The sequence below is a fragment of the Mycobacterium sp. 3-98 genome, from assembly GCF_035918355.1.
GTDB classification, from domain to species: Bacteria; Actinomycetota; Actinomycetes; order Mycobacteriales; family Mycobacteriaceae; genus Mycobacterium; species Mycobacterium intracellulare.
Window position 1 is genome coordinate 1,414,426 of the sequence record NZ_CP142360.1, and the last position, 12,751, is coordinate 1,427,176.

A 12,751-nucleotide genomic window follows, 5' to 3' on the forward strand; every position below is an offset into this window, starting at 1 on the left:
ACCCGTTACGAAATGAGCAACTCGGTCACTCGGCGATGCCGTCGGAGCGGCGGCTCGGTAAGTCTCTCGATTCATCCGCCCCGGCGCCGCCGATCACCATGAAAAGCGCCGAGACCGGTAGGCAGATCAGCGCTTTGAATCCCGAGGCCTATCAGTGGGTGATCGCCACCGGCTACATCGTCAACGCACAGGCCGGGCGGTTGTTGATCGGCCGCGAGTTCACCGAGGCCGAGAAAGAGGAGCTGCTGCGCGACAACCGCCGGCTGGCCCGGCTGCTCCACGTGCTCATGCGCGGCTATCCCGAGTCGCAGCAAGAGATGGCCGACTATTTCGAAGCGATCGACTGTGGCGCAACGCGTTCCACTCGACCGCACGCGTCAGAACTTGGCGCCCAATCCCGCGATCAGGTTGATGGTGACCGCCAGGACGACCGCGCCGAGCAGGTAGGACAGCAGCGCCTGGCGCAGCACCGTGGCCCTGATGGAGGTCAATCCGATCTCGGTATCTGACACCTGATAGGTCATGCCGACCGTGAAGGCGACATACGCAAAGTCGCGAAAGCGCGGCGGCTCCGGGTCGTGGAAGTTGATTCCGCCCGGTTCGTCCGAGTAATACAGCCGCGCGTAGTGCACGGTGAACAGCGTGTGCACGGCGAACCAGGACGCCGCGACGGTCAGGATGCCGACGACGGCGGCTTCCACGGCGCCGGGACCCGAACGCGACGCCGCGGCGACCACGTAACCCACCCCGCCCAGGCTCGCGACGCTCGCCGACACGATGACCGCGTCGGATGCCCACCGGGTGGGATCCTCCCGGGTCGCATATTCGCGGGTTTGATCGGCATCCATTCCGCCCAGGATGAGCCGCGTCCACACCACGTAGACACCGGCGGTGACGATCCAGCCGGCCAGCGCGAACCGCCAGCCGACCGTGTTGCCCACCCCAAGGGCGACGGCGACTCCGAGCACGGCGGCCACCGCTATCCGCGCCCCGACCGTGTCGCGAAAGAAGTCGGCGAGGGGTTTCACAATCCCGACCTAAGCACGATCCTCAGCGCCCGACGAGGACCCCGACGATGACGATGCCTACGCCCACCAAGATCGCCAGCGAGAGCGACACCAACCCGAAGCTGACAAAGCTCTCCTTCGCCGTCGAGGCCTCAAAGTCGCCCGCCGCGATGGGCGCGAATCTGCGACCGGCGCCCCACGCCGCCGCGAGCAGCGTCGTCAACCAGTTCGCGTAGGCCGCGTACACGATGAGCGCGACCGCGGCGATTCCCCACGCGTGGGGCAGGTGAATGTGCGGCCACAGCAGACCGAGCAACACGAGGAACATGCCGTTGAGCAACGCCTCCAGGTGGCTCGACAACCCCATGCGCCCGTTCTTCAGGGCGGGGACGGCCAGCCCGGTGAGCAGGCCGAGCAGAAACAGGACCAGACCCAGGGTGAACAGCGCGGTCTGCATCTCAGCACAGTAATTCGCCGTCGCGGGGCCGGCGCCGTTTTCGGGGCCTCAAGCGTCAGCGGGTGCCCGGCGGCAGGCTGGGCGGGGTCGTTACGGTCGTGGTCGGCGCGGACGTCGTGGTCGGGGTGCTGGTGACCGTGACGGTGCTCGTGCTCGTGCTCGTCGACGGCGGTGGCACGACGACTGTGCTGGTGCTGGTGCTGGTTGTGACGCTGGTGGTCGACGAGGTCGTCGTCGCCGACGCCGCCGCGATCACACCGCAGGCGATTCGTTTGTTCGACTCGGCGGTGGGGCCGCCGCCCAAGTTGTCGACGCTCTGGTGCAGGATCAGGGCGCTGCCCGAGCTGCTTCTCAGGTCCGCGGCGGTAAACGAGTTGCTGGTGGTGACCAGCTTCGCCGAGCCGTCGGAGCGCACCTGCAGCGCGGTCAGGTCTCCGCTGGCGGGGTAGCCCGTGTGATCGGCCGCCTGGTAGACGCTTCCCGCGGAGTCGAAGTCGCCCTCGCATTTGCCGACCGAATGGATTTGCAGCCCATGGAAACCGGGGCTCAGCACCTGGTTGGGGCCGGCCTCCACGGTCACCGTGGCGTAGCCGTTCGCGAATTCGAAGGTGGCGTTGGCGACCGGGATCCCGTCGGCGGTCTTGAGCTGGGTGGTCAGCCGCTCCGCGCCCGGGGCGGGGCTGGTCAGCGGCGACGTATTGGGTTGGCTGCCCTGCTGGTTCGCGCAGGCGGCCAGCGGTGCGAGGGTCGCGGTGAGCGCCGCGACCGCAAAGGATGCGCCCTTGTTCATGGGCGGTGCCTACCCAATTCGCCGATTTCAAAAACGGGCACGACTCGCCGCAGCGCCAGATCCCCGCCCGTCACAGCGAACTGAGCAGGGCCGCGCGGCCGCGGACGCGGAGCCGGTTGAGCGTCGACCCACGCAGCCGGGCGATGCGCTCGATCATTCGGTTGCCGAGGCGCTCGAGCATGTCCTCGCTCAAATCTATTGGGGCCGGGCATAAGTCGCGTTCCTCCTCGCTGGCATGGGCATCGAGGACGGTGACGAATGAGCGCCATTCGTCTTCGTAGTCCGGCGCGGTCGGCGACGTCCGAAGGAGCACCGCCAACTGATCCCAGACCTGGCGATGCTCCGCATGGGCGATCGCGACGAGTGTGCTCGCCGCCGACACGGCGGGGTAGAACAGGTCGTCCTCGATCCGCATGTGGACGTCCAGCTCAATCAACAGCTCGTCGAGGGCGACTTGGCGCTCGTCGGCCTCGGGCGGTATCGCTGTGATCCTCTCGCAGAGTCCGCGTAAAACTCTGTGGTGCTCGAACAGCACGTCGTAGGCGTTCACTGCGCGACTCCGCGCACCTCGATCAGCCCGTCGCGGATCCGCACCGGATAACTCGGCAGCGCCGCTGTTGCCGGTCCGCGCAACACTTCTCCCGATTCGCACGCGAACCTGGAACCGTGCCAGGGGCAAACGATTCGATCGCGGTCGATCCAGCCGTCGTTCATCGGCGCGCCCAGGTGGGGGCAGTGCTCGCCGACGGCCAGCACCCGGCCTTCGTTGCGATAGAGCACCACGCCGACGCCGGCCACCTCCACACGCCGCGGCTGGCCATCCAAGGACGCGACCGCCAGCACCGGTGTCCACCGGTCTCCGCTCAGCCGGGCGCCGGAGCGGTCAACCCCGGTGCCCGATGCGAACACCAACGTGCCGCCGAGGTAGCCGGCGCCGAGGGTGAGGCCGTAGCCCAGCGCGCTCGCCGCCATCCCGCGCCGGTGCCGCCCGCCCCGGCGGTCCCACCAGGACACCGCGTACAGGCCGGTGGCGATGGCGTTGAGGGCGCCGTGGACGAGACCGATTCGACGCGATTGTTCGTGGGTGTGCTGCCAGTCCGTCAGTCCGGTGGCGGCCGCGCCGACGCTGCCGGCGAGCCCGACGCCCAGCGCAAACCTCGACGCGTCGTGCAGCGGCGCGGCGCGGCGCGGCAACACGCCGACCGCATCCATTGCGACCGTCGTCGTCAGCGCTCCCATCGGAATCGACGTCAGAGCCGGATGCAGCGGATGACCGAGCCAGGTGCCGTGCAAGAAATTGCTGATCCGATCCCGGTGCCGACCCGCCGCGGCGAACACGAAGGTCAGAGCGTGCTCGAGTCGGTAGCTCGGCCGATCCAGCCACGCTTGTCGTCCCAGTGTGGTGCGCCCGTGTGCCACAGTGCATCCCCTCCGTTGTGCGGGGACCGGCGCGGCGCAACGCGTCTCGACGCCGCGTCGGCTATAGACCGCGGCTGGCCCGCCGCGTCCATGTCTGGTTCACGGGCGGCGGCCGCGAATCGTTCATTCGACGGCCGGCCGGGCCGTGCGGCGGCGACATTGTCGGGGCTCGACAACGAGCCCCCTCCCCGTTGTCCGGTGGGGGCAAGCGCCACTGCGGCCGGTCACGCGACCATGGAATCAGCAAGGGACGCAGACTTCGCCCCCCGGGCGACCCGAGTCGTCAGGGGCGGTGCACCGGCCCGCCCGCCCCTGGCGGCAACCCCTCCGACACGAAAGGACGCCACGCGCCATGACCACCATCCAGCGCATCCGGATGACGCCTCAGGACTACACCCGATTGCACGACGAACTGGCCGGGCTGCGTTCGCGCCGCGGGGCCGAGGTTCCCGACGACCTCATGGACTACAACCCGAATCGCCGTGCGCGCCAGTCCGTGTGGCGCGCGCGCATCTGCGAGATCGAGGGCCTGCTGTCCCACGCGGTCGTCGTCGGCGAAGGGGCGGCCTTTGACCCCGTCGCCGAAGCGGGCATGGTGTTGACCATCCGCTACGACGACACCGGCGAGACGGAGACGCTTCTGCTCGGCCGGCCGTGCCCCGAGGCCGCCGGCATCAAGGCCTATTCGATGGCGTCCCCGCTGGGTCGCGCGATTGCCGGCGCCCGCCCCGGCGACCAGCGTTTCTACGCCATCCCGGGTGGGACTGGGCGGTCCGTGACGGTGCTGAGGGCCCTGCCGTACGAAATGCATGCGGCGAAAAGCCTTGGGCCACAGGTGGTCTTGCGATGATGCAGACGATGGAAGCAACCATGCCCGCGGAGAAGGCGAAATCGCTGTTCACCCAGCGTGATTCGGCGCACGTTCCGGACAAGCAGATCCACCGCTGGGAAGGCGAGGGCGGCGCGGAGTACCTGCCCAGGTCGCGTCGACGGCCGGAATACTAGGCCGCCGCCCGCGAAGGACGATCGGTCAGGCGCTGCGGCGGATGCCGCGGCCGAGGTCACCCTTGAGCAGGAGGTCGCGCTCGGATTCCGACAGGCCGCCCCACACCCCATAGGGCTCGCCGACTTCGAGGGCGTGCGAACGGCATTCCTGGATCACCGGGCATTGCCGGCACATTTCCTTGGCGCGTTGCTCGCGTTGCATGCGGGCGCGCCCGCGCTCGCCGTCGGGGTGGAAGAACATTGCTGAGTCAACGCCGCGGCACAAGCCCTGCAGTTGCCAATTCCAGATGTCGGCGTTGGGTCCAGGTAGCTGCTCCGGCTGTGGCATTGGTTCGTTCCCTCTCTGCACGGCCCGCCCACGTGCGGTCGGGTTCGCGAAAGCGATTGTGTGCAACTTAAATTAAGTGGAGTGGAGTCCCCGATGACTACCCGTCGTGTGTAGACGTTAGGGGCGACGGTGAATTTCCGTCAATAGCCACTTAGCCCGGCAAAGTATGTGTCCTTTGGTGCAAAATTAACGTTGCGTTCATCTCGAATGAAATGGCGCCTCCGACGGGGCGCTACCAGGCGGTTGTCCGAAACGTGATTTCCCAGCTCAGCGCCGACCGCGCCCGCGGACCGAATTTATCCATGGGCTATAGTGATTAACTGTTCGGTAACAGGAAGACCACAAACTGTTTACTACATCATTGTGATTGAAACTCGTCACACTTCCTTGATTGGGCGGCGGTTGGCCGACGCCGCGTTCGGAGACGGGCCCGGCGACTGGCCGCTGCCGTCGGCGACGACGCCGGCGCAACTGTGGCTGCGCGCCGTCGCGGCCGGGGGACAGGGGCGCTACGGCGCCGCGCAGCGCGACCTCGCGGCGCTGCGGCGCGCCGCGCCGGCCGGCCGGCTGGCCTCGCTGGGCATGAGCACGCAGGGATCGTTCCTGCGCCAGCTCGGTTGGCACACCGTCGCGCGACGCTGGGACGGGCGCGCCCTGGCGCTGGCCGGCGCCGATCCCGAGGCGGGCGCCGACGCCCTGATCGGGCTGGCGGCCGACGCGCTGGGCGTGGGGCGTTTCGCGGCCGCGGCGGCGCTGCTGGCGCGCGCCGACCCGCTACTGGCAGCCACGGACCCCAAAACGCCCGTGCCCGACCGGATTCCGGTGCGCCGGCGGTGGGTGGCCGCCGAACTCGCGATGGCCCGCGGCGAGGGTGACGTCGCCGTCCGCCATGCCGGCGAGGCGGCGGAGCTGGCGGCGGCCATGAGCGTCCCGTCGGCCCGGCACCGAGTCAAGAGCGAGGTGGTGCTGGCCGCCGCGCTGTGCAGTGCGGGAAACATCGAGCGCGCCCGCGCGGTCGCGGACGCCGCGCTGCAGACCACCGGCCGGTTAGGTCTGCTCCCGTTGCGTTGGGCGTTGGCGTGCTTGCTGATCGATATCGAAAGCGTCACGTTTTCGGCACAGCAACTGCACGAAATCCGGGATGTCTGCGCAGGCCAGGTGCGGCACGCCGGTGGAACGTGGCGTTCCGCTTGAATCGGGCCCTTGCCCGTTATTGTCATTTCGTTAGTTAGCCCAGTTGGCCCGCGATGTGTCCGGTTCGTAACGTTAGGGATATCACCGTCGATGACAATTCCAGCAGGGGAACGTCTCGATGCCGTGGTCGCCAAGGCCGTCACCGGAGACCACGGCGCGCTGAGGGAGGTGCTGGAGACCATCCGTCCGATCGTCGTGCGATATTGCCGGGCCCGCGTCGGCACGGTCGATCGGGGTGGCCTGTCAGCGGATGACGTGGCGCAGGAGGTGTGCTTGGCGACCATCACGGCGCTGCCCCGCTATCGCGATCGCGGACGCCCCTTCCTGGCCTTCCTCTATGGCATCGCGGCCCACAAGGTCGCCGACGCCCATCGGGCCGCCGGTCGTGACCTGGCCTATCCCACCGAATCGATTCCCGAACGGTGGTCGCCCGACGCGGGGCCCGAACAGCTTGCCATCGAAGCCGATTCGGTGAGCCGGATGAGCGAACTGCTCGAAATCCTGCCCGCCAAGCAGCGCGAGATCTTGATCCTGCGCGTCGTCGTCGGCCTGTCCGCCGAGGAGACCGCGGCCGCGGTCGGCAGCACCACGGGGGCGGTCCGAGTTGCCCAGCACCGCGCGTTGTCGCGGTTGAAGTCCGAGATGATTGCGGCAGGTGACTGTGCCTGAATCCCTGGATGAATTCGCCCGCACCGACCTGCTCCTCGATGCGCTGGCCCACCGCCGGCCGGTGAGCGTCGAGGACCCCGACGTCGACGTGCTGACCACGATGCTCGAGGACTGGCGCGACAACCTGCGATGGCCGCCGGCCAGCGCGCTAGTGACGCCCGAGGAGGCCGTCAACGCGCTGCGGAAAGGACTGGCCGAGCGCCGGCGGGGCCGTCGCGGCCTGACCGCCATCGCCTCGGTCGCCGCCGCGCTGATCGCGCTCAGCGGTTTCGGGGCCATGGTGGTCGAGGCCCGTCCCGGCACCCCCCTGCACGGGCTGCACGCGATGTTCTTCGACCAACCGCGGGTCCACGAAAAGCAGGAAATGCTGGCCGCCAAGGCCGACCTGGCCAAGGTGCAGGAATCGATCGACCGCGGCGAGTGGGAGCAGGCCAAGACTCAGCTGACCGACGTGAGCAGTTTGGTGCAGTCGATCGACGACCCCGTCGCCAAGCGGGAGCTGATGAATCAGCTGAAGCTGTTGAACGCCAAGGTCGAATCGCGCAACCCGAACGCGACGCTGCCCTCGTCGGCGGCTACGCCGGGTGCGCCCAATCAGTGACGGCGGTGGAAGCCGTCGGCGTCTGACGTCGCCTCGTTGAGCGAGGCGTCGGCGTAGCCCCGGCAGTAATCCCACGTGACGTAGGCGTCCGGCTCGGGGTCATAGGCGGGCTCGTGCGGGCGCACGGTGCCGTCGATCAACAGCTGCAGCAGGTTGGCCCGCAGCATGTCCCAGTCGTGGTAGTGATCCTGCTGACACTCGTCGCAGCAGACGACGAGCCCGCGAATGCCTTTGTGCGCCAGCAACGCTTCGTACACCGCCAGATCAGCGAGGTCGGCCTCGACGGCCATCCGCTCCTGCTGATCCAGGGGCTGGCCCGGCTCGACGGCTTCCAGTGCCGCCGACGGATCACAGGGGTCGTCGGCGAAAGGGTCGGGCGGCAAACCCGGTGGGAGGTGGTCGCGCACGCCCCTAGCCTACGCAGCCCGGTCGGGATAACGCCAGCAGGGAGCCGCCCGCCGTTCCCGTTCCGTTCGGGGTGCGCGGCGCGCCCCGAGCAAGCGAACTCTCACGCTGTGCCCGATTGGCCGACTTCCTCCTCGCGCCGTCCCGGCGCGCATCGTCACCCGGCGAAGGGGAGCCGATAGGATGGGTTTTCTCACGCCGCATCGTATGGAGGGCCCCACTGATGACCCGTGGCACGTCCCACCTGGAAGCCAGCTCTGACCTCGTCGGCAGTCCGTATGTGCGGGTCGGCGGCCTGGTCGACGACCCGGTGCCCACGGGGGGCGACAACCCGCACAAGATCGCGATGCTGGGGCTGACCTTCGACGACGTCCTGTTGCTGCCCGCCGCCTCCGACGTGGTCCCCGCCACCGCCGACACGTCCAGCCAGCTCACCAAGAAGATCAGGCTCAAGGTGCCGCTGGTGAGCTCGGCAATGGACACCGTCACCGAGTCGCGCATGGCGATCGCGATGGCGCGCGCCGGCGGCATGGGTGTGCTGCACCGCAACCTGCCCGTCGCCGAACAGGCCGGCCAGGTCGAGATGGTGAAGCGCTCCGAGGCGGGCATGGTCACCGATCCGGTCACCTGCCGCCCGGACAATACGCTGGCCCAGGTCGACGCGCTGTGCGCCCGGTTCCGCATCTCCGGCCTGCCGGTGGTCGACGAATCGGGCGCGCTCGTCGGCATCATCACCAACCGCGACATGCGGTTCGAGGTCGACCAGACCAAGAAGGTCGCCGAGGTGATGACCAAGGCCCCGCTGATCACCGCGCAGGAGGGGGTGTCCGCCGACGCGGCGCTGGGCCTGTTGCGGCGCCACAAGATCGAGAAGCTGCCGATCGTCGACGGCCACGGCCGGCTGACCGGGCTGATCACCGTCAAAGATTTCGTCAAGACCGAACAGCACCCGCTGGCCACCAAGGACAGCGACGGCAGGCTGCTGGTCGGCGCCGCCGTCGGCGTCGGCGGCGACGCCTGGGTGCGGGCGATGATGCTGGTCGACGCCGGGGTGGACGTGCTGATCGTGGACACCGCGCACGCGCACAACCGGCTGGTGCTCGACATGGTCGGCAAACTCAAGGCCGAGGCCGGCGACCGCGTCGAGGTGATCGGTGGCAACGTCGCCACCCGGTCGGCGGCCGCCGCGCTGGTCGCCGCCGGCGCCGACGCCGTGAAGGTGGGCGTGGGGCCGGGGTCGATCTGCACCACCCGGGTGGTCGCGGGCGTGGGCGCGCCGCAGATCACCGCGATCCTGGAGGCCGTCGCCGCCTGCGGGCCGGCCGGGGTGCCGGTGATCGCCGACGGCGGGCTGCAGTACTCCGGCGACATCGCCAAGGCGCTGGCCGCCGGGGCGTCGACGGCCATGCTGGGCTCGCTGCTGGCGGGCACCGCCGAGGCGCCCGGCGAGCTGATCTTCGTCAACGGCAAGCAGTTCAAGAGCTACCGCGGCATGGGGTCGCTGGGGGCCATGGCGGGCCGGGGCTCCGGGACCGGAAAGTCGTACTCCAAGGACCGCTACTTCGCTGACGACGCGCTCTCCGAGGACAAGCTGGTGCCCGAGGGGATCGAGGGCCGGGTGCCGTTCCGCGGCCCGCTGTCTTCGGTGATCCACCAGCTGACCGGCGGTCTGCGCGCGGCGATGGGGTACACCGGCTCGTCGACCATCGAGGAACTGCAGCAGGCCCAGTTCGTCCGGATCACGGCGGCCGGGCTGCGGGAAAGCCACCCGCACGACGTCGCCATGACGGTCGAAGCCCCCAACTACTACGCGCGCTGAGGCCCAGATGGTCGAGATCGGGATGGGCCGCACCGCCCGTCGCAGCTATGAACTGAGCGAAGTCAGCATCGTGGCGTCCCGGCGCACCCGGTCGTCGCAGGACGTGTCGACCGCCTGGCAGCTCGACGCCTACCGGTTCGAGATCCCGGTGCTGGCGCATCCGACCGATGCGCTCGTGTCGCCGGAGTTCGCGATCGAGCTGGGCCGCCTCGGCGGGCTGGGCGTGCTCAACGGCGAGGGGCTGATCGGCCGGCACGCCGATGTCGAGGCCAAGATCGCCCAGCTGGTCGAGGCCGCCAGCAAGGAGCCCGAACCCTCGGCGGCGATCCGGCTGCTGCAGGAATTCCATGCCGCCCCGCTGAACCCGGACCTGCTGGGCTCGGCCGTCGCCCGCATCCGCGAGGCCGGCGTCACCACCGCGGTGCGGGTCAGCCCGCAAAACGCCCAGGCGCTCACCCCGGTGTTGCTGCAGGCCGGCATCGACCTGCTGGTCATCCAGGGCACCATCGTCTCCGCCGAAAGAGTGGCCAGCGACGGCGAGCCGCTGAACCTGAAGACGTTCATCTCCGAGCTCGACGTGCCGGTGGTCGCCGGGGGCGTGCAGGACCACCGCACCGCGCTGCACCTGATGCGCACCGGCGCCGCCGGCGTCATCGTCGGCTACGGCGCCACCCGCGGCGTGACCACCAGCGACGAGGTGCTGGGCATCAGCGTGCCGATGGCCACCGCGATCGCCGACGCGGCCGCCGCGCGCCGCGAATATCTCGACGAGACCGGCGGCCGGTACGTGCACGTCCTGGCCGACGGCGACATCCACACCTCGGGCGAGCTGGCGAAGGCCATCGCCTGCGGCGCCGACGCGGTGGTGCTGGGCACCCCGCTCGCCGAGTCCGCCGAGGCGCTCGGCGAGGGGTGGTTCTGGCCGGCCGCGGCCGCGCACCCGTCGTTGCCGCGCGGGGCGCTGCTGCAGATCGCCGTCGGTGAACGCCCGCCCCTGCGGCAGGTGCTGGGCGGGCCGTCCGATGACCCGTTCGGCAGCCTCAACCTGGTCGGCGGGCTGCGCCGGTCGATGGCCAAGGCCGGCTACTGCGACCTCAAGGAATTCCAGAAGGTCGGGCTGACCGTCGGTAGCTGACTCGTCATCGGCGAGTGCCCGGCCAGGCGGGCGCGGGACGCCGACCGCCCGGGCAGCCGGGCGCCCGCGCATCGGCGGAGGCCGCTGGTTTGTTACCCGCGAGTAAGGCCATACTGGTGCGATGAAGCCGGATTACGACGTACTGATCATCGGTTCGGGTTTTGGGGGCAGCGTCAGCGCATTGCGGCTGACGGAAAAGGGCTACCGCGTCGGCGTCCTCGAGGCCGGACGCCGGTTCGCCGACGAGGATTTCGCCGAGACGTCCTGGGATCTGCGCAAGTTCCTGTGGGCACCGAAGCTGGGTTGCTACGGCATCCAGCGCATCCACCCGCTGCGCAACGTGCTGATCCTGGCCGGCGCCGGCGTGGGCGGCGGCTCGCTGAACTACGCCAACACGCTGTATGTGCCGCCGGAGCCGTTCTTCAAAGACCAGCAGTGGTCGCACATCACCGACTGGCGCGACGAGCTGATGCCGCACTACGACCAGGCGCGACGCATGCTGGGCGTGGTGGAAAACCCGACCTTCACCGACGCCGATCGCGTCGTCAAGGAGGTCGCCGACGACATGGGCTGCGGCGACACGTTCGTGCCGACACCGGTCGGGGTGTTCTTCGGCCCCGACGGCACCAAGGCGCCGGGCAAGACCGTGCCGGACCCCTACTTCGGCGGCGCCGGACCCGAGCGCACCGGCTGCCTTGAGTGCGGCTGCTGCATGACCGGGTGCCGCTACGGCGCCAAGAACACCCTGCTGAAGAACTACCTCTATCTCGCGGAATCGGGTGGGGCGCAAGTCATTCCGATGACGACGGTGAAGCGGTTCGAGCAGCGCCCCGACGGGCTGTGGGAGGTCCGCACGGTGCGCACCGGCAGTTGGCTGCGCCGCGACCGGCGCACCTACACCGCCAAGCACCTGATCCTGGCCGCCGGGACGTGGGGCACCCAGCACCTGCTGTTCAAGATGCGCGACGAGGGCCGGCTGCCCCGGCTCTCCAACCGCCTCGGCGTGCTGACCCGCACCAACTCCGAGTCCATCGTCGGGGCCGGGCGCCTGGAGGTCTCTCCGGATCTGGACCTCACCCACGGGGTGGCGATCACGTCGTCGATCCACCCGACGCCCGACACCCACATCGAGCCGGTCCGCTACGGCAAGGGCTCCAACGCGATGGGGCTGCTGCAGACGTTGATGACCGACGGGCCGGGCCCCGAAGGCACCGACGTGCCGCGCTGGAAGCAGTTGCTGGACACCGCCCGTGAAGATCCGCGCGGAATGCTGCGGCTGCTCAACCCGCGCCAGTGGAGTGAGCGCACCATGATCGCGCTGGTGATGCAGCACCTGGACAACTCGATCACCACGTTCACCAAACGCGGCAAGCTCGGCATCCGCTGGTACACCAGCAAGCAGGGCCACGGCGAGCCGAACCCGACGTGGATCCCGGTGGGCAACGAGGTCACCCGCCGCATCGCCGCCAAGATCGACGGCGTGGCCGGCGGCACCTGGGGCGAGCTGCTCAACATCCCGCTGACCGCGCACTTCCTCGGCGGCGCGGTGATCGGCGACAACGCCGACCACGGGGTCATCGACCCCTATCACCGGGTCTACGGCTACCCGACGCTGTATGTGGTGGACGGCGCGGCGATCTCGGCGAACCTGGGCGTGAATCCGTCGCTGTCCATCACCGCCCAGGCCGAGCGGGCCGCGTCGCTGTGGCCGAACAACGGCGAAAACGACCGGCGCCCGGCGCAGGGCGAGCCGTATCGCCGGCTGGATCCGATAGCGCCGGCGCACCCGCGGGTGCCCCTCTCCGCCCCGGGCGCGCTGCGCTGGTCACCGGTCGATCCGGTCAGCTCGGTGGGCTAGCTAACTCGCCGTGACGATCGCGAGCGCGGCGTAGCCGGGCGCTGCGGGTCGTCACCATCAGCTC

General features: G+C 69.3%; 15 protein-coding genes and 1 pseudogene. 9 read left to right on the top strand and 7 right to left on the bottom strand.

Annotated elements, in window-relative coordinates; genetic code table 11:
• Nucleotides 1-89: 89 nt before the first annotated feature.
• Nucleotides 90-341, top strand: a pseudogene (locus QGN30_RS06945) (oxygenase MpaB family protein); the annotation flags it as partial.
• A 36-nt stretch (nt 342-377) separates the two neighbouring features.
• Here QGN30_RS06945 and QGN30_RS06950 read toward each other — a convergent pair.
• From QGN30_RS06950 to QGN30_RS06970, 5 genes are all read right to left on the bottom strand, one after another.
• The gene (locus QGN30_RS06950; protein WP_008260184.1) at nt 378-1,028 is read right to left on the bottom strand and encodes a DUF1345 domain-containing protein; all 651 of its coding nucleotides are present in this window, start codon (nt 1,026-1,028) and stop codon (nt 378-380) included.
• A 22-nt stretch (nt 1,029-1,050) separates the two neighbouring features.
• Complete coding sequence (locus QGN30_RS06955; RefSeq protein ID WP_009957480.1) at nt 1,051-1,464, bottom strand: hypothetical protein; 414 nt, start codon at nt 1,462-1,464, stop codon at nt 1,051-1,053.
• Between the two features lie 55 nt (nt 1,465-1,519).
• Nucleotides 1,520-2,254: a superoxide dismutase family protein gene (locus QGN30_RS06960; RefSeq protein WP_014383246.1), complete on the bottom strand. Its 735-nt coding sequence runs from the start codon at nt 2,252-2,254 to the stop codon at nt 1,520-1,522.
• A gap of 70 nt (nt 2,255-2,324) precedes the next feature.
• On the bottom strand, nt 2,325-2,804 hold the full coding sequence (locus QGN30_RS06965; RefSeq protein ID WP_008260180.1) for a hemerythrin domain-containing protein: 480 nt from the start codon (nt 2,802-2,804) through the stop codon (nt 2,325-2,327).
• Complete coding sequence (locus QGN30_RS06970; RefSeq protein WP_014942864.1) at nt 2,801-3,592, bottom strand: Rieske 2Fe-2S domain-containing protein; 792 nt, start codon at nt 3,590-3,592, stop codon at nt 2,801-2,803. The genes QGN30_RS06965 and QGN30_RS06970 overlap by 4 nt, the downstream gene beginning before the upstream one ends.
• Before the next feature lie 433 nt (nt 3,593-4,025).
• On the opposite strand from QGN30_RS06970, the gene QGN30_RS06975 reads away from it, so the two are divergent.
• Both QGN30_RS06975 and QGN30_RS06980 read left to right on the top strand, forming a co-directional pair.
• Entirely contained in the window at nt 4,026-4,523 is a 498-nt protein-coding gene (locus QGN30_RS06975) for a GreA/GreB family elongation factor (RefSeq protein WP_008260175.1), read from the top strand.
• On the top strand, nt 4,520-4,678 hold the full coding sequence (locus tag QGN30_RS06980; protein WP_202349970.1) for a hypothetical protein: 159 nt from the start codon (nt 4,520-4,522) through the stop codon (nt 4,676-4,678). The genes QGN30_RS06975 and QGN30_RS06980 overlap by 4 nt, the downstream gene beginning before the upstream one ends.
• 25 nt (nt 4,679-4,703) lie before the next feature.
• Here the strand turns inward: QGN30_RS06980 and QGN30_RS06985 are convergent, their stop codons facing one another.
• Complete coding sequence (locus QGN30_RS06985) at nt 4,704-5,006, bottom strand: WhiB family transcriptional regulator (protein ID WP_008260171.1); 303 nt, start codon at nt 5,004-5,006, stop codon at nt 4,704-4,706.
• Nucleotides 5,007-5,369: 363 nt separating this feature from the next.
• On the opposite strand from QGN30_RS06985, the gene QGN30_RS06990 reads away from it, so the two are divergent.
• The 3 genes from QGN30_RS06990 to QGN30_RS07000 all read left to right on the top strand — a co-directional run bounded on the left by QGN30_RS06990 (nt 5,370) and on the right by QGN30_RS07000 (nt 7,470).
• The gene (locus QGN30_RS06990; RefSeq protein WP_008260168.1) at nt 5,370-6,200 is read left to right on the top strand and encodes a hypothetical protein; all 831 of its coding nucleotides are present in this window, start codon (nt 5,370-5,372) and stop codon (nt 6,198-6,200) included.
• 90 nt (nt 6,201-6,290) lie between these two features.
• Complete coding sequence (locus QGN30_RS06995) at nt 6,291-6,869, top strand: sigma-70 family RNA polymerase sigma factor (protein ID WP_014381051.1); 579 nt, start codon at nt 6,291-6,293, stop codon at nt 6,867-6,869.
• Nucleotides 6,856-7,470: an anti-sigma-D factor RsdA gene (locus tag QGN30_RS07000; protein WP_225344829.1), complete on the top strand. Its 615-nt coding sequence runs from the start codon at nt 6,856-6,858 to the stop codon at nt 7,468-7,470. The genes QGN30_RS06995 and QGN30_RS07000 overlap by 14 nt, the downstream gene beginning before the upstream one ends.
• Here QGN30_RS07000 and QGN30_RS07005 read toward each other — a convergent pair.
• Nucleotides 7,464-7,877 (bottom strand): DUF5319 domain-containing protein, encoded by a 414-nt coding sequence (locus QGN30_RS07005; protein WP_007773416.1) that lies wholly within the window; start codon nt 7,875-7,877, stop codon nt 7,464-7,466. The two genes, QGN30_RS07000 and QGN30_RS07005, sit on opposite strands and share 7 nt — an antisense overlap.
• 221 nt (nt 7,878-8,098) lie before the next feature.
• Between QGN30_RS07005 and guaB the strand changes: the two genes are divergently transcribed.
• From guaB to QGN30_RS07020, 3 genes are all read left to right on the top strand, one after another.
• Nucleotides 8,099-9,694, top strand: coding sequence for an IMP dehydrogenase (gene guaB, locus QGN30_RS07010; RefSeq protein WP_014942860.1), 1,596 nt, complete (start codon nt 8,099-8,101; stop codon nt 9,692-9,694).
• Between the two features lie 7 nt (nt 9,695-9,701).
• Nucleotides 9,702-10,829: a GuaB3 family IMP dehydrogenase-related protein gene (locus QGN30_RS07015; protein WP_008260152.1), complete on the top strand. Its 1,128-nt coding sequence runs from the start codon at nt 9,702-9,704 to the stop codon at nt 10,827-10,829.
• Between the two features lie 121 nt (nt 10,830-10,950).
• On the top strand, nt 10,951-12,687 hold the full coding sequence (locus QGN30_RS07020; RefSeq protein ID WP_009954983.1) for a GMC oxidoreductase: 1,737 nt from the start codon (nt 10,951-10,953) through the stop codon (nt 12,685-12,687).
• Nucleotides 12,688-12,751: the final 64 nt, after the last annotated feature.